Origin of the sequence: Halomonas sp. 18071143 (genome assembly GCF_019211725.1) — a bacterium.
Lineage (GTDB): Bacteria > Pseudomonadota > Gammaproteobacteria > Pseudomonadales > Halomonadaceae > Vreelandella > Vreelandella stevensii.
Window position 1 is genome coordinate 3,351,955 of the sequence record NZ_CP078120.1, and the last position, 16,574, is coordinate 3,368,528.

Here is a 16,574-nt window from a genome sequence, read left to right on the forward strand (position 1 = left end):
ATGAGTGACGTACGCGTCGTGCGATATTCGTCCCATCAACGATTTGTCCTCATGATGAGGCCTTTGGGTTCACCTGGAGCAAGCCTGCCCATGACTGCGCGCTGGAAATCCTTGCCGTTACGGCTTCGACTGTTTGTCTCGTTCGGAACGGTGCTGGCACTGTCCATGCTGCTGGCCCTGTACCTGCAGGCCCGCACGAACAGCGAAGCGCGACTAGCACACTTGCTCAACAACGAGCTGCCGACCCAGGTCGAGAGCCTGGCAACGCGCATCACCCTGGGCTTGAGCCCTGCCCTGGCCATTTCGGAAAGCCTGGCCAACAGCTACTTTATCGAACAGTGGGTGGCCGAGGATCTGCCAGTTGAGCAGCAAGCCGATGTAGAGCGCTACCTGTCACGCTTGATGGGACAACTGGACACCGAACTGCTCTTTATCGCCGCGCAGACCCCCAGCCGTCAGGTTTATCTTCAATATCGTGATGGCACCTTCCAGCAGCGCCCGCTGCAAGGCCCGGACAGCAGCGACGCCTGGTACCACGAGTTCACCCAAAGCGGTGTCGATTACAACCTCAATCTCGATAGCGATACGTTCAACCCGGACGATGCGTTCGTCTTCCTGAACTTCCGTAGCCAGGCCTTGGCTGCCAACGGCCAGCCGAGGGTGGTCGCTGGCGCGGGGCTCAACCTTGCCCGCATGGCCCAGTTCATTGACGAGTACCGCCTGGGTGAAACCGGCCGCGCGGCCATTCTGAGTGCGGACGGCGATTTTCTGATGAGCAGTGAAGAAGCCACCCTTTCTGCACTGCGTGGCCAGGAGTCGTCAGGCCTGCTGCACGCCGATAGCCAACTCAGGGTGGATGAAGTCGAGCGCGATGGACGCGCCCTGTTTGTGGTGACCCGTTGGCTCCCGGAAGTACAGCGCTACCTGATGGTCGAAGTCGCCAAAGACGAGTACATCACTACCGTGAGGGAGCGTTTTTTCACCTCCATCAAGCTGGGGCTATTGATTCTGCTGGCGGGCCTGGTGCTTCTCTATCCGCTGACCGGCAGTCTGATTCGCCCGTTGACCCGCTTTCAGCGCCAGCTCAAGGAGATCACCCACAGCCTGGATCTTTCCAAGCGGGTAGACACCGATGACCGCGCCGAGCTTGGCGACCTGGCCGCTCAGACCAACGAACTGCTGGCCAGGCTTTCTCGCGCCATTCAGGCCGTGTCGAACAATGCCCTCGCCTTGACCCAAGTGGCGGATCGCTTGGCGCAAACTGCCGGGCTATCTGGCGTACAGGGGGGCGATGTTCGCCATGAGGCCAACCAGACCATGGCAGCAGCCGTGGAGGAGATGGCGTCGTCCGTGGCAGAGATCACGTCGACCATGGAGGAGCTATCGACTTCCTCGACTCAGATTGCTGACCACTCCCAGTCGGTAGTGGACGTGGCCAACCAGACCCTGGAGCGCAGCCGTAAAGGCAGCACGGCCATGCAGCTGCTGCAGGCCAGGATGCATGACATCCGCAGCGACAGCGAGCAGAGCCTAGCGGAAATCATGGCGCTGGGGGCCAAGTCAAAACAGATCAGCAAGGTCATGGAGCTGATCAACACCCTGGCCGCGCAGACCAAGCTGATTGCCTTCAACGCGGCGCTGGAGGCTTCCAGCGCGGGAGAGTCTGGCCGTCGGTTTTCGGTGGTTGCCAACGAGATACGTCGCCTGGCCGATAGCGTCACCGATTCGACCCATGAAATAGAGGGCCACACAGATGATATTCAGCAGGCCATCAACCGTCTGGTGGTCGCCTCGGAGAAAGGGGCCTCTTCTATCGAACAGGGTGTCGAGGCCAGCCAAAGCACTGCTCAGGACCTCGAAGCCCTGCTCAAGGCCGCTAGCCAAACCAGCAATGCGGCTCAGCAGATTTCGCTGTCGACCCAGCAGCAGAAGACCGCCAGCAACCAGGTGGTGATCGCCCTGCGCGATATCGATACCGCCAGCACGCGCAATGCGCAGTCCGTGCGCAGCATCACCGAGATCAGCCAGGACATGATCCAGATGTCCGCCGAGCTGAACGAGCTGGTTCAGGAATTTACGCTGGCCACGCAATCCGACGACCGCCAACAGAGTCGACCATAATCACCGGCATGGGAGGCGCCTGATGAGTGTAATCCGGGTGGTCATGGCTGACGATAGCCCGCTCGCCAGAGAGATATTGCGTGACCTTCTCACCTGCGAAGGCGATATCGATATTGTGGGCGAAGCCAGCAATGGCCAGCAAGCCGTCGAGCTGGCCAAGCGGCTGGCACCCCAGTTGATCACCATGGACCTCAACATGCCGGTCATGGATGGCTTGAGCGCCATCGAAGAGATCATGCACACCAAGGGCGTGCCGATTCTCGTCATCAGTGACCGTGCGGATGCCCAGAGTGCCTACAAGGCACTGGAAGTGGGGGCGCTGGAAGTGATGCCCAAGCCTACCCTGGATGACGCCACCGGGGAGTGGCTGCGCGCTCGAGTTCGCCTGCTGGCGGGGGTCGCGGTCATTACGCGGCTACGCCGTCGAGTGCCTGCAACACCCCCTCAAGCGCTCTTGATACAGAGCTCCCCGCCCCCTCAGGCCTGTGCCACACGCGACTTTCAGCGGGTCGTGGTCATTGCCTGCTCTACGGGCGGCCCCCAGGCACTGGCACGCCTGCTCAGCAAGCTGCCCAGCGACTTTCCCGTGCCGATTCTGATAGCTCAGCACATCAGCCATGGGTTCATCGAAGGCATGGCCACCTGGCTTGGCTCGCTGTGCCCCCTGCCGGTGAGCGTGGCCAAAGAGGGGGAACGTCTCGAATCGGGCCATGTTTACCTGTCACCGTCAGAGCGTAACCTGAGCGTGACGCCTGAACACTGTGTGCGACTGGTGCAGAGCCCACCCGATGCCTTGTATCACCCCAGCTGCGATGTGCTGATGCGCAGCGCCGCGGATGTCTATGGTGCGGATACCATCGGAGTGATTTTGACGGGCATGGGCAGAGACGGCGTCAGCGGTATGCGTGCCATCCAGCAAGCAGGCGGCATCACCCTGGCACAGGACGAAGCCAGCTCCGTGATTTATGGCATGAACCAGGAAGCCATCAATGCTGGCGCCATACAGCACATCATCGGCCTTGACGACCTCCCCGCACGCTTGCTGCGTTTGGTGAGCACGGCCACACCTCGGCAGATCTCCCCATGACCACCCTCGCCGCTTTCAAGCAGCTGGTGCACCAGCGCTGCGGGCTCTCTCTGGAAGGCCTGGCAGAGTCGCGTCTGGAGCGTGCCATCGAGCAGCTTTGCCGCGCTCAGGCAACCCAGGACCCCGCGACCCTGCTGGGCAGGCTCACCCGAGACTCAGCGCTGTTTGATCATTTCATCAGCCAGCTCACCGTCAACGAAACCTACTTCTTTCGTGAGGTAGAAGCCCTGCAGTGGCTCGTCGATGAACACCTGCCTCGTCAATTGGCCACTCAGGGTGGGCCACTGCGGCTACTGAGTGCAGGATGCTCTTCAGGAGAGGAGCCTTACAGCCTGGCCATGCTGTTGATGGAAGCGTACGGCGAACGTGCCAAGGCGCTGTTCCGCATCACCGGCGGCGACGTGGATCAACAGGTGCTGCACAAGGCCAGAGCCGGGAGCTACAGCGGCATGGCGTTTCGTGCTCTGCACCCCGCCCTCAAGGCCCGTTACTTCACCCCGGCGGGGCGCGCCCATCAACTGGTGCCCGCATTGACCGAATGGGTCACGTTCTGCCCCTTCAACTTGCTCGACGCAGACCACCAGGCACTGGGCGGCCCCTTCGATGTGATTCTGTTCCGTAACGTATCGATCTATTTCGATGAAGCCACCCGCCGCGACATCCAGCAGCGCTTGAAGCAGCTGCTGGCGCCACAGGGCATCTTGCTGTGCGGGGTCACGGAAACGCTGGGGAACGACTTGGGCATCCTGTCGTTACAAGAGGAGCAAGGGGTCTTTTATTTTCAGCCCCCTGGCGTCGAACGCGCAAACCATCCACTGCGTTTCACGAGTGCTCCAGAGCCCACTCCCATCACGAGGGAAGCCGCCCCCAGTGAGGCCATCGACATACCGCCTTCGCCACCTGTAGCGGCCGATACTCATGATAGCCCCCGCGAGCCTGCCAGGCGTGAAGAGACGCTGCAGCAGGCCCATGAGCTGCTCGATAACAACCAGTTCGAAGCGGCCTTGCAACTCATCCGCCCGCTGCTGGAGCAGGACCCGTGGTGTGTAGATGCCCTGCTGCTTTCCGGGCTAGCAGTGCGCTGGCTGCAGCGGCCTCAGCAGGCCTACGATTTCTTCAAGCGAGCGCTGTACGTCGCCCCGGAGTGCTGGCCGGCGCACTTCTATCAGGCGGAACTGCTGCGTCAGGGCGAGCTGCCGGACAACCCCGTTCAGCGCCAGCGAGGCTATGCCGCCGTGGTACGCCTGCTGGAAACCACGCCCCAGGCCAGCGGTGCGCTGCAGGTCATCCAGCCGCCGCTGGCCCCCGGCGATGCCTGTTTTCTGGCCAAACGCTATTTGGGTGAGCACACCGCCATACAGGGAGTTGGCTAATGGCACTGGATATGCGTCGTTTCATACAGCGGTTCGTGGAAGAAGCCGCCGACCACTTGCCGCGCCTGCGAGAGGGGGTCCATACCCTGGCGCAGGACGCCATCGGCAACGCGTCTGGTGCGGCGGGCAAGGAGCACGTCAATGAGCTGTTTCGGTCGGCGCACACGCTCAAGGGCTCTTCCAGAATGCTCAAGCTGGCGCCGATCACGGCCCTCGCCCATAGCATGGAAGAGCTGCTGAGTGCCTTTCGCGAGGGCAGCGTTGCGCCTACGGCTGCTTCCCTGGACCTGCTGAATCAGGCCATCGATGCGTTGGACGATCAGGTCGGCCAGCTGGCGCAGGGAGCAGCCCCCGACGCACTGGCCGACGCAGACCCCGCGCTCTGCCAGGCGCTGGAGTCGGCGGCAGGCGCCCCATCGGCAGACGCGCCCTCAGCAACGCCCGCGGTGCAGAAGGCGCTGCCTTCTACCACCGCTTCCGAACAGGCTCCAGCGGCCACGAAGCCCTCATCGGCGTCGTTGGCCTTGAGCGATACGGTGCGAGTTCGTCTCGACCGGCTGGACGACGTGATTCGCCTGATGGGCGAAGTACTGTCGGGCCATCACCACCTGCATGGTCTGGTCGAACAGGCACGCCAGCTCGGCCTGTCTCTGCCCGCCCAGCATCAAGCCGAGTTTCACGATTTTCAGCGCGAGTTCAAAGACAGCGTGCTGAGCCACGACGCCCTGATGAGCGACCTTCATGACCGTGCCTTGCAGATGCGCATGCTGCCCCTGAGCGTCGTCTTCGACCCACTGGCACAAATGACCCGTGAGCTGGCGCAATCACTGGGCAAGCAGGTGGAGTGCCGCGTTCGGGGGAGCGCCATCGAGCTGGACCGCCAGATGATCGACCGCCTCTCCGACCCTCTGATTCACCTGCTGCGCAACGCTCTGGATCATGGCCTCGAGCGCCCGGAGCAGCGCCAGGCTGCAGGTAAGCCACCGCGTGGCCAGCTCAGCCTGGAAGCCAGGCAGGATGGTGGCTGGGTCGTGGTGGAGATGCGTGACGACGGAGCCGGGATCGATCTGGCGGCCGTGCGCCAGAAAGCGCTTGCCAGGCAGTTGCTCGATGAAGGTCAGCTGGCCTTGCTGAGCGAGCAGGAAACGCTGGAACTGATCCTGCTGCCCGGCTTTTCCACCAAGAGCCTGATCACCGATTTTTCGGGTCGCGGTGTCGGTATGGACGTGGTCAAGCGGACGGTGGTCGATGAGCTCAATGGCGATCTGAACGTCACCAGCGCGCTAGGCAAAGGCACCCACTTTTCGCTTCGCCTTCCCCTTTCATTGGCGCTGATGCGGGTGTTACTGGTGGAGGTCAGTGGCGTAACACTGGGCGTCACCGCCCCCCATGTGGCTGAGTTGCTGGAGCGCTCCCCCGAGGAATTCATCGACGCAGCAGGCCAGACCACGCTGATTCTGCGCAACGAGTTCGTACCGGTGGTTGCCCTCGCCACCTTGCTCGACCTGCCCGCTGCGCCGCCCGCAGGGGACAAGGTGCTATTGCTGGTCGTGCATCAGCGTCAGCAAAAGCTGGCGCTGATCATCGATGCGCTGGTGGACGAGCGCGATATGGTCATCAAGCCGCTGCCCAACCACCTTCGCTATTTGCCGCTGGTGTCGGGCATGGTGTCGCTGGGGCGCAATACGCTGGCCAGCCTGCTGCATGTGCCCGCGCTACTGGAGCGCTCCCGCCACACGTCACTTCGCCAAGCCGCCCAGCTCCCCTCCGATGCAACACGCCATCACATTCTGGTGGTCGATGACTCGCTGAACACTCGCGAGATCGAAAAGGATGTGCTGGAGGCATGGGGCTATCAGGTCACCCTGGCCGAGAATGGCCGCGATGGCTTGAACAAGGCGTTGGCCGACACCTTTGACGCGGTCCTGACGGACGTTGAAATGCCCGTCATGGACGGCTTTGCGCTAACGGCCCGTCTGCGCGAAAATGACGCCTATCGTCACAAGCCGATCATCATCATCACGTCTCGCGAGAAAGAGGCCGACCGGCGGCGCGGCATCGAAGTAGGTGCTGATGCCTATATCGTCAAGGGCAGCTTTGACCAAAACAATTTAGTGGAAACCCTGAAGGCCCTGCTAGGCTAGGTTTCCCCACAAGATAGAGAATGATCATGCGAATACTGGTCGTAGACGACGACCCACTAGCTGGGGAAATGACCGCTGCGCTGCTGGAGTTTCAAGGCCATGAGACGGTACTGGCCGAGGACGCCATGGAGGCCATGCGCCAGCTGGAAGCGCACAAGGATGTCGCGCTGATCGTTAGCGACATGCACATGCCGCTGGTGAGCGGCGTCGAGTTACTGGAAATGCTCCGCGAGCAGCAGGTGCACCTGCCGTTCATCCTGCTCACCGGCGACACGCCAACAGCGGCCTTGATGCAGACACCCGGCCTGAGCGCCTGTCTGCAAAAAGATGCCGAGCTAGACACGACGCTGGGGCAGGCCGTTGCCCAGGCCTTCAACAGGTAGCCCGATGCCCTCATCGCTGCACGACAAGCTGAGCCAGCTGCGCCAACGGTTCATTAGCCAATTACCCGGCCGCCTCCAGCAAACTACGGAGCAGTGGCAACAGAGCCGAGCCTCCGCCGAGGCAGAAGCAAAGCTGGCCCCGGAGCTGCACCGCTTTTTCCATAGCCTGAAAGGGACGGGGCGCTCGTTGGGGTTCGAGCGCCTTGCGCTGCTGGCCGACCAGGGCGAGGCCGCGCTCAGCGAGGCACCATTGCAGGAAGCGCTGATCGTTCAGATACTCGCACAGCTGGCCGAAGAGCAGCAGCGTTTGCAATCACTGGCGGGTCAGCAGAAAGCCCTGGCAGCGCATCAAAGCGTGGAGTTCTCGCCGACGCCTGAGCAAACGCGTAGCAAGCGCCAGCGGCTGATTTACCTCTGCGATGACGAACCCGACCAGGTCAGCCAACTGCTGCACCATTTACGCTGTTTCGGGCACGAAGTAGTGCACTTCGACACCACCGATGCCTTTTTCAACGCCGTCATCACGCGCCGTCCGGATGCCATCATCATGGACGTGCAGTTCCCTCAGGGGCAAACCGCAGGTACCGAAACGCTCACCAGCTTGAACAAGCTCACCGGCGAACGCTTACCCTCCATCGTACTGTCGGCCCATGGCGATTTTCTATCGCGTCTGAGCGCCGTGCGCGCAGGCTGCAATGGCTATTTCACCAAGCCCGTGAAGCCCCTTGACCTGATGCTGGCCGTGGATGAGCTGACCACCCCTGTCGAAGACGAGCCGCTACGTGTCATGGTGGTCGATGACGAGCCGGAAGTGGCCGCTTACCATGCGCTACTGCTGGAAGAGGCGGGCATGGTGGTGCAACAGGTGAACCACCCCGCCGACGCACTGAGCGCGCTCGAACGCTTCAGCCCTGATCTGCTGCTGGTGGATGTCTACATGCCGGTGTGCTCCGGTGAAGAGCTGGCCAACATCATCCGCCAGCAGCCCGAGTACGTCGGCCTGCCGATCATCTATCTCTCCAGCGAGACTGACAGCCAGAAACAGCTGTCTGCCATGACCGCAGGCGTCGAGGCGTTCATCACCAAACCCGTGATACCCGATGAGCTGGTCTCGGCGGTAAAACTGCGCGCCGAGCGGCTGCGGCTGCTGCGCTCGCTGATGACCCGGGACAGCATGACCGGCCTCTACAACCACAGCACCACCACTGAAATGATCAGCAAGACACTGGCCCAGGCTTACCGGGACAAGACCCGGCATGCCATGGCCATGATCGACATCGACCACTTCAAGGCGGTCAACGATACCCACGGTCACCTGGCAGGGGATCAGGTCATCATCACCCTGGCACGGCTGCTGAAAACACGCTTACGCATGTCGGATATCATTGGCCGCTATGGCGGTGAGGAGTTCGTGGTGCTGCTCAAGGGAATCGACGACCAGCGGGCAGGCGAGCTGATCGACGAGCTGCGGCGTGACTTCGAACGCGTCGATTTTCACGCGGGCGGAGAACGCTTCCGCTGCACTTTCAGCGTCGGGATCAGCAGTTTCCCTGAACATCCCTCTACCGAATCGCTACGCCTCAGCGCCGATCAGGCGCTCTATCGTGCCAAGCACCAGGGGCGTAACCAGGTGGTCATCAGCACGGAGCAGAATCATGGCGGATTCGCGCCCCGCGGGGCATGAGGCAGCAAACCTATCCCTTGAAGATGCCATCCGCGAGGACGATGGCCGCATCGTCGATGTGGAAGAGCCCTGCCAGCAGGTGGTGCTGTTCACGCTGTCCGGCCAACCCTATGCGCTACCGGGCACGGCCGTGACGGAAATCCTCAAAGGCGATACGCCGGTCTATTTCGTGCCTGGCCTGCCCTCCTCGACCGAAGGCGTCATCCATCTGCGCGGCACCATCGAGTCGCTGATTCGGCTACAGCCGCTGTTGGGGCTGACCGAGAGCCACGCCGACGGCATGCTGCTGATGGTGCGCAGCGCCGGGATACGCACGGCCGTGCGTATCGACCAGTTGAGCGACGTGTGCGACTTACCCCTTAGCGCCTTCAAAGCGCCCCCCGAAACGCTGCCTGACGCACTGCGCCCTTTCGTCAGCGCGCTTTGGCAGCCCGAAGAGGCCCCTGTGGCCACGGCCCTGCTTGACCCCGATGCCCTGCTGAAAGCCTACCAGCAGGGGCTGGGCTGAGCCGTGAACAGCAAGCAAACAGGCCACGATGGCACTCGAACCGTGACCTGCGTGGTCTTTCAGGCAGGCGGTTATCAGGTGGCCATCGACGCGCGCTACGTTCAGCGCATCGATAGCCACTGTTGCCAGCCGCGCCACGCCAATGCCGACATGTTGTTATTCCAGCTTGCCAGCTCCCCAAGCCGCTGGCTGACCCTGCGCGACGCCGAAGGCTCGTGGCAGCTGGGCATTGGTTCGGAGAGTCGGCTGGCACGCCTGCCGGTCGCCCAGCTGCATTCGCTGCCTCCCCTGATCGCCGCCCGCTCGGGCATGCCCGCGCTGTGCGGGCTGATGCTGGAACAGCAGCGGCTGACCTTGCTGCTGGATGGCCAACGGCTGTCGCCGTTAGTGCTCCAGCCATAGGCAGCGCACGGCGTCCCCTGGGGCTATCTGCTGGTGAGCATCGATGACGGCCAGCGCATCGGCCTCGATACACGAAGAGAGCACCGCCGAGTTCTGGTCTTCAAACGCCACCGCGTAGATTCCCTGAGCGCTAAAGCGCAGCGCCACGCGCATGTAGTGTTGCCGTGGCCCCGTCTCGGTGGTGAACTGCGCCTTCGCGGTGATCTCTGGCAGTGACGCAAGCGCAGGGCGGCCCAACAACGCTCCCATCAGCGGGCGTAAAAAGAGCCAGGCGCCAACGAATCCGGACACCGGATTGCCTGGCAGGCCGACAAAGCGCGCCTCGCCCCCTGCCTCGGTCGGCAGACGTCCCAGCGCCAGCGGCTTACCGGGACGAATGGCCAGCTTCCACATATCCAGCTGCCCCAGCGACTCCAGCGCAGCCTTGACGTGGTCCTCTTCCCCCACGCTGACACCACCGGTGCTGACCACCACGTCGGCCACGGCCGCCGCCTGTTCGAGAATCTCGACGGTGCGGGCATAGTCGTCGGGAACGCTGACCCGCTGTACGACCTCGGCACCAAAGCGCTCCAGCAAACGCGTCAGCATCGGGCGATTGGAGTTATAGAGCTGGCCAGGCTGCAAGGGCATGCCCGGGTCGACGATCTCGTCGCCAGTGGAGAGCAGCGCCACCCGGGGACGACGGCGCACGCTGACCTCGGTCACCCCTTGCCCCGCCAAGTGCCCCAGCGCAGCCGCTTCCAGGCGCTGTCCCGCCTTGAGCAGCACGTCTCCACGCTGCACATCACGCCCCTTGAGCCTGACGTTGTCACCCGCGGGTACGTCATGGGGAATCACCGCGTGGCCGTCGTCCAGGGTGACGCGCTCCTGCATGACCACGCAATCCGCGCCTGCCGGGATCTGGCCCCCGGTAAAGATCCGCGCGCAGCTGCCTTCTGCCAGCGGTTGGGCCAGGCTTCCGGCAGCAATCCGCTGACTGACCGGCAGCCGCTTGCCCGCGTCGCTGGCGCGCAGCGCGTAACCATCCATGGCGCTGTTATCGAAGGGCGGCACGTCCAGCGTTGCCATCACCGGCTCGGCCAGCACCCGACCCGCCGCCTCTTCAAGCGGCACCTGCTCGGCGGTCAGCGGTACCAGCCCCGCCAGCAGCGCATCGAGAGCGGCGCTGATGGGTTGCAGTGGCGGTGGCTGATGCTCTGCGCGTTGCTCAGCCATGCTGCCCCCGGCCGGGAATGACCAGGTTGGCAAAGTTGCAGGGCTTGTGGCGGCTATCCAACTGCTCGGCCAGAATGCCGTCCCACCCGGTGCGGCAGGCACCGGTGGAGCCCGGCAGACAAAACACCACCGTGGCGTTGGCCAAACCGCCCAAGGCGCGGCTTTGAATGGTGGAGCTGCCGATTTCGTCGCCACTCAGCTGGCGAAAGCGCTCGCCGAACCCCTCGATGCGCTTGTCCAACAGCACCGAGACCGCTTCTGGAGTGGAGTCACGGCCGGTGAAGCCGGTACCGCCGGTGGTCAGCACCACCTGCACGCCGGGGTCGGCGATCCACTGGGCCACTACGGCACGAATCTGGTACACGTCGTCCGGCACGATACGCTTGTCGGCCAGCGTATGCCCGGCCTCGGTCAGCCGCTGAACCAGCGACTGACCCGAGCGGTCGGTCTCTTCGGTGCGGGTGTCCGAGACGGTGAGCACCGCAATATTCAGGGCTTCCATGGCCTCCATTGGCGCTACTCCTTTGGCTCGTTCTGTGAAGGGGACTCGTTCTGTGAAGGGGCTTTCTTGCGCGCCTGGCGAGCGTCGAGTGCCGCCAACTGCTCCGGGGTGGCCTCACCCTGGTGGTTGGCTTTCCATTCACTGTAGGGCATGCCATAGACATACTCGCGGGCAGCGTCCATTTCCAGAGGCGTGCCGCGCTCATCGGCTGCGCTGACCAGCCACTTGGAGAGACAGTTACGGCAGAAGTCCGCCAGAATCATCAGGTCGATGTTCTGCACGTCCTTGTTGTCATCCAGGTGCTTGAGCAAGCGACGAAATGCAGCGGCTTCCAGCTCCGTGCGGGTTGCGGTATCCAGTTCATCGAACGTAGCCATGCGGATTCCTTTTTCAAAACAGGGTTGATATGCAGCATAACAAAAGACACCGCCCGAGGGCGGTGTCATGGGGCGTTCTCTTGCAATGACAGGCAGAGGTGTCAGCTCGGCCTTGTCGATGGCTCGCTGCTGTCGCCCGCCTTCTGAGCAGCCACCTCTTCCTCGCTCAGCGACTGTCCCTTGACCTCTTCGTACCACAAGTTGTGGTGCTCCTTGGCCCAGGTTTCGTCCACGTAGCCGGTGGTCATGCCCTCCAGCGACCCTTCGGTCCCTACCGTACCGATGTAGATGTGCCCCAGCGCCACGGCGGTCAAGCCCAGCGCGCCCACGGCATGGATGATGTTGGCCCACTGCATGGTATCGCGGCTCTGCCCGTAGTTCGGGAAGTCGAGCACGAAGCCACTGGCCACGACCAACAGCCCTGCGGTAGCCAGCAGCCAGTACCAGGCTTTTTCACCGCCGTTGGCAAAGCCTGCATCCGGGTGGCCTTTACCGACCAGGCCGCCGCCCTGCTTGAACCACTGCAGGTCATGCTTCTTGGGGATATTGTCCTTCAGCAGCTTGACCAGCAGCACGATCAGCAGGATACCGAACAGTGGCCCCAGGTAGTTGTGGAGCACCTTGGAGGCCGCAATCATCCAGGCCCATACCGCGTCGCCAAACAGCGAGCGGAAGACGAACTTGCCATACAGCAGGTTGAGACCGGTCAGCGCCAGGGTGATGAACAGCGTCGCCACCGTCCAGTGCAGCGCGCGCATGAACAGCGGCCAGCGCAGCAGCTTGCGGCCGGTACGCGGCTCGTCCAGATGCTTGCGGCCAATCACCAGGTAGAACAGCGTGATCACGCTGGCCATGCCCAGAATGGCAATCAGGCCAAATGGCGAGACCCAGCGATTGCGCAGAATCCGCCACGTGTCACCGCTGGCGTTGATCAGGTTGTAGTTGCTGTCGTGACGCGAATCACGATAGTTCGGGCCGGTTTCACCGCTGCGTACCTGGCGCCACTGCTCGGCCGTAATGCCAGGAGCGGCGGTGGACATTTCCCGTTGCGGATCCGCCTGGGCCACGGCCAGCTGGCTCACGCCGAGGCTGGCCACCAGCAGTAGCAGCATCAGGCACAGGTGCCAGACACGCTTCAGCCCGCGGGCTACATGCCCGTTGGCCGATGCAGGCATTTCAACGGTGGTCATGGTCATTGGGGTCATGACACGCCTCCTTAGCCTTTACGGGCAGCATCGTAGGCAAGGTTGTCGGTGCTGGCCTGGGGATTGTTCGACCACGCTCCATCCGGGTGGCCACGATGGACGACACGCTGACGGAAGATGTCGGCGACGTCCTGCGCATCACCTGCCAGCAGCGCTTTGGTCGAGCACATCTCGGCGCACAGCGGCAGCTTGCCTTCGGCAATACGGTTGGAACCGTACTTCTGGTACTCCTCTTCCTTGCTTTCTGCCGGGCCGCCTGCGCAGAAGGTGCACTTGTCCATCTTGCCGCGCTCGCCAAAGGCGTTCTGCTTGGGGAACTGGGGTGCGCCGAAGGGGCAGGCATACAGGCAGTAGCCGCAGCCGATGCACAGGTCCTTGTCGTGCAGCACGATACCGTCGTCGGTCTTGTAGAAGCAGTCGGTGGGACAGACAGCCATGCAAGGGGCGTCGTCACAGTGCATGCAGGCCACCGAAATCGACATTTCGCTGGCTTCACCGTCGTTCAGTGTCACCACGCGGCGGCGCTGAATGCCCCACTCGACGTCGTTGGCATTTTTACAGGCGGTGACGCAGCCGTTGCATTCGATGCAGCGCTCGGCATCACACATGAATTTCATTTGAGCCATGGTGTTCTCCTCTTGCCGATGCGGACATTGCCGCATCGGCCTGCTGTCTGGTCGGGTCGCGCGTTATCGGTTCAAGCGCGCTCAATACGACAAATGGTGCACTTGGTCTCTTGCATCAGTGTCACCGGGTCGTAGCCGTAAGTGGTCGCCGTGTTGGCCGCCTCGCCCTGAACATAGGGCGCCGTGCCTTCCGGGTAGCGGTCATGCAGGTTCTCGCCCTGGAAGATGCCGCCAAAGTGGAACGGCATGAAGGCCACCTTGCGATCCACCCTGGGGGTGACCAGGGCTTTCACCTTGACCCGGCCACCCTCAGCGCCTTCGACCCAGACATCGTCACCGTCACGCACGCCGATATCGTTGGCGTCGGCGGGGTTCATCTCGACGAACATTTCCTGCTGCAGCTCCGCCAGCCAGGACATCGAGCGGGTTTCTTCACCCCCTCCCTCGTACTCGACCAAACGGCCCGACGTCAGAATGATCGGGTAATCCGCGCTGTTGTCACGATCCTGGATGGTCTTGTAGAGCGTGGGCAGACGCATGATGGAGTCGAAGTCGTCCCAAGTGGGATAACGTTCGACCAGATCACGCCGCGTGGTGTAGAGCGGTTCGCGGTGCTTGGGCACTTCATCGGGGAAGGTCCACACCACGGCGCGGGCCTTGGCGTTACCGTAGGGCGCACAGCCGTGTTCGATGGCCACCCGCTGGATACCGCCGGAGAAGTCGGTTTTCCAGTTCTGGCCGTCGGCGGCGGCTTTCTCTTCGTCGGTGAGGTCATCCCACCACCCCAGGTCCTTGAGCAGCTGATCGGTGAACTCGGGATAGCCGTCATCGATATCGCCGCCCACCGGGGCCGAGCCTTCGGCCAGCAGATTGACACCGTCGCGCTCGATACCAAAGCGGGCGCGGAAGCCCATGCCGCCTTCCATCACGGGCACGCTGGTATCGTAGAGGTTCGGGGAGCCCGGGTGACGGAACTCCGGGGTGCCCCAGCAGGGCCACGGCAGGCCATAGTAATCGCCATCGGCAGGGCCACCCTGGGCACGCAGATTTTCAAAGCTGAAGGTGTGCCAGTTTTTCTGGTGCTCTTTCAAACGCTCGGGGCTTTGACCGGTATAGCCAACGGTCCACATGCCGCGGTTGATTTCGCGCAGCACGTCTTCGATGAGCGGCTCGTTGCCGTTCATCTCGAAGTTCTTGACGAACTCGTTGCCAAACCCCAGCTTATTGGCAAACAGGGTCATGATCTCGTGGTCGGGCTTGGACTCGAACAGCGGCTCGATGACCTGATCGCGCCACTGAATCGAGCGGTTGGTGGCGGTGACACTGCCGGTGGTTTCGAACTGAGTGGCGGCAGGCAGCAGATAGACGCCATCGGTGCGGTCATGCATGACCGCCGCCACCGTGGGATACGGGTCGACGATGACCATCATCTCGAGCTTCTGCATGGCCTTCTGCATTTCCACGCCGCGGGTTTGCGAGTTGACCGCGTGCCCCCAGTAGAACATGGCTTTCAGCGCCGTACGCTGGGAGATGTTGTCGTCCTCTTCCAGCACGCCATCGACCCAGCGCGATACGGTGATACCGTTGGTGTACATGGGCTTGCCGTCGGCATACTCGGTGTCGTCGAAGCGACCTTTCAGCCAGTCGTACTCCACGTCCCACACCTTGGCCCAGTGCTGCCAGGCGCCTTCGGCCAGGCCGTAATAGCCAGGCAGCGAGTCGCAGCCCAGGCCCAGGTCAGTGGCGCCTTGTACGTTGTCGTGGCCGCGCAGGATGTTGGCTCCGCCGCCCGCTTTGCCGATGTTACCCAGTGCCAGCTCCAGAATGCAGTAGGCGCGGGTATTGTTATTGCCGGTGGTGTGCTGGGTGCCGCCCATGCACCAGACCACACAGCCCGGGCGGTTGTCGGAAAGCCGCTTGGCCACATCGAACATCTCGGCTTCCGGTACCCCGGTGATGTCTTCCACGACGCTGGGAGTGAATTGCGCCACTTCGGCACGCACGGCGTCCATCCCGTAGACGCGCTGGTTGATGTACTCGCGGTCTTCCCAGCCGTTTTCGAAAATGTGCCACAACAGGCCCCAGATGTAGGCCACATCGGAGCCGGGGCGGATGCGCACGTACTTGTTGGCTTTCGCCGCAGTACGCGTGAAGCGCGGGTCGGCGACGATGATGTCGCAGCTGTTGCGCTCCTTGGCAATCAGGATGTGCTGCATCGCCACCGGGTGGGCTTCACTGGGGTTGGAGCCGATGAACAGCATGGAGCGGCTGTTGTGCATATCGTTGAGCGAGTTGGTCATCGCCCCGTAGCCCCAGGTATTGGCCACCCCCGCTACCGTGGTGGAGTGGCAGATACGCGCCTGGTGGTCGGTGTTGTTGGTGCCCCACATGGAGGCGAGCTTGCGCATCAGATACGCCTGCTCGTTGTTGAACTTGGCCGACCCCAGCCAGTAGACGCTATCGGGGCCATAGGCGTCCCGCAGTTCCAGCAGCTTGTCGCCGATCTCATTGACGGCGTCGTCCCAGCTCAGGCGCTGCCATTCACCCGCGACCAGCTTCATCGGGTACTTCAGGCGACGCGTGGAGTGGCCGTGCTGGCGCAGAGAGGCGCCTTTCGCACAGTGGGCGCCACGGTTGATCGGGTGGTCGAAGGCTGGCTCCTGCTTGGTCCAGATGCCCTCCTGCACTTCTGCATACACGCCACAACCCACTGAACAGTGGGAGCAGATGGTGCGTTTGGTTTCGACGGGGGAATCGAGCACCGGGGTCTTGTTCGCCGCTTCGGTGCGCTGCATCATCGGCGCGCCCATGAAGCCGACCGCCGCAACACCGGCCGTACCCGCGCCGGTACGCTTGAGGAACTGACGACGAGAGATACCCAGCCCAGACGCGGCCGGAGCTTGAGTTTTACGAGTTAAGCGCATGGCAAATCTCCTGATGGTCGCCG

Annotated in this window: 14 protein-coding genes; 8 read left to right on the plus strand and 6 right to left on the minus strand. The window is 62.6% G+C overall.

Annotation, left to right across the window (positions count from 1 at the left end; all coding sequences use genetic code 11):
• Window positions 1-90: 90 nt before the first annotated feature.
• Genes KVY02_RS15780 through KVY02_RS15815 form a run of 8 tightly spaced genes read left to right on the plus strand, consistent with a single transcriptional unit; the run spans window position 91 to window position 9,702 of the window.
• Window positions 91-2,121: a methyl-accepting chemotaxis protein gene (locus KVY02_RS15780; RefSeq protein WP_218313884.1), complete on the plus strand. Its 2,031-nt coding sequence runs from the start codon at window positions 91-93 to the stop codon at window positions 2,119-2,121.
• 22 nt (window positions 2,122-2,143) lie between these two features.
• Window positions 2,144-3,208 carry a chemotaxis-specific protein-glutamate methyltransferase CheB gene (cheB, locus tag KVY02_RS15785; RefSeq protein ID WP_016915136.1) on the plus strand — a complete coding sequence of 355 codons (1,065 nt, stop codon included), beginning with the start codon at window positions 2,144-2,146 and terminating at the stop codon, window positions 3,206-3,208.
• A complete protein-coding gene (locus KVY02_RS15790; protein ID WP_016915137.1) occupies window positions 3,205-4,581 on the plus strand; it encodes a CheR family methyltransferase in 1,377 nt (458 codons plus the stop codon). Before cheB ends, KVY02_RS15790 begins: the two co-directional genes overlap by 4 nt.
• Window positions 4,581-6,725 (plus strand): hybrid sensor histidine kinase/response regulator, encoded by a 2,145-nt coding sequence (locus tag KVY02_RS15795; RefSeq protein WP_218313885.1) that lies wholly within the window; start codon window positions 4,581-4,583, stop codon window positions 6,723-6,725. The genes KVY02_RS15790 and KVY02_RS15795 overlap by 1 nt, the downstream gene beginning before the upstream one ends.
• A gap of 26 nt (window positions 6,726-6,751) precedes the next feature.
• Complete coding sequence (locus KVY02_RS15800; protein ID WP_016915139.1) at window positions 6,752-7,108, plus strand: response regulator; 357 nt, start codon at window positions 6,752-6,754, stop codon at window positions 7,106-7,108.
• 4 nt (window positions 7,109-7,112) lie between these two features.
• On the plus strand, window positions 7,113-8,792 hold the full coding sequence (locus KVY02_RS15805; protein WP_218313886.1) for a diguanylate cyclase: 1,680 nt from the start codon (window positions 7,113-7,115) through the stop codon (window positions 8,790-8,792).
• Window positions 8,764-9,300 (plus strand): chemotaxis protein CheW, encoded by a 537-nt coding sequence (locus tag KVY02_RS15810; RefSeq protein WP_218313887.1) that lies wholly within the window; start codon window positions 8,764-8,766, stop codon window positions 9,298-9,300. Before KVY02_RS15805 ends, KVY02_RS15810 begins: the two co-directional genes overlap by 29 nt.
• Window positions 9,301-9,303: 3 nt before the next feature.
• On the plus strand, window positions 9,304-9,702 hold the full coding sequence (locus tag KVY02_RS15815; protein ID WP_218313888.1) for a hypothetical protein: 399 nt from the start codon (window positions 9,304-9,306) through the stop codon (window positions 9,700-9,702).
• On the opposite strand, the gene glp is transcribed toward KVY02_RS15815, so the two are convergent.
• From glp to KVY02_RS15845, 6 genes are all read right to left on the minus strand, one after another.
• Window positions 9,685-10,917, minus strand: coding sequence for a molybdopterin molybdotransferase MoeA (gene glp / locus KVY02_RS15820; RefSeq protein ID WP_218313889.1), 1,233 nt, complete (start codon window positions 10,915-10,917; stop codon window positions 9,685-9,687). The two genes, KVY02_RS15815 and glp, sit on opposite strands and share 18 nt — an antisense overlap.
• Window positions 10,910-11,428, minus strand: a complete 519-nt coding sequence (moaB, locus tag KVY02_RS15825) for a molybdenum cofactor biosynthesis protein B (protein WP_039175148.1) — start codon at window positions 11,426-11,428, stop codon at window positions 10,910-10,912. The genes glp and moaB overlap by 8 nt, the downstream gene beginning before the upstream one ends.
• Window positions 11,429-11,433: 5 nt before the next feature.
• Window positions 11,434-11,796, minus strand: a complete 363-nt coding sequence (locus KVY02_RS15830; protein WP_081194739.1) for a DUF1244 domain-containing protein — start codon at window positions 11,794-11,796, stop codon at window positions 11,434-11,436.
• Between the two features lie 101 nt (window positions 11,797-11,897).
• Window positions 11,898-13,001: a formate dehydrogenase subunit gamma gene (locus KVY02_RS15835; RefSeq protein WP_218313890.1), complete on the minus strand. Its 1,104-nt coding sequence runs from the start codon at window positions 12,999-13,001 to the stop codon at window positions 11,898-11,900.
• 11 nt (window positions 13,002-13,012) lie between these two features.
• Window positions 13,013-13,627: a formate dehydrogenase FDH3 subunit beta gene (gene fdh3B, locus KVY02_RS15840; protein ID WP_016915147.1), complete on the minus strand. Its 615-nt coding sequence runs from the start codon at window positions 13,625-13,627 to the stop codon at window positions 13,013-13,015.
• Between the two features lie 71 nt (window positions 13,628-13,698).
• Window positions 13,699-16,551 (minus strand): molybdopterin-dependent oxidoreductase, encoded by a 2,853-nt coding sequence (locus KVY02_RS15845; RefSeq protein WP_218313891.1) that lies wholly within the window; start codon window positions 16,549-16,551, stop codon window positions 13,699-13,701.
• Window positions 16,552-16,574 lie beyond the last annotated feature (23 nt).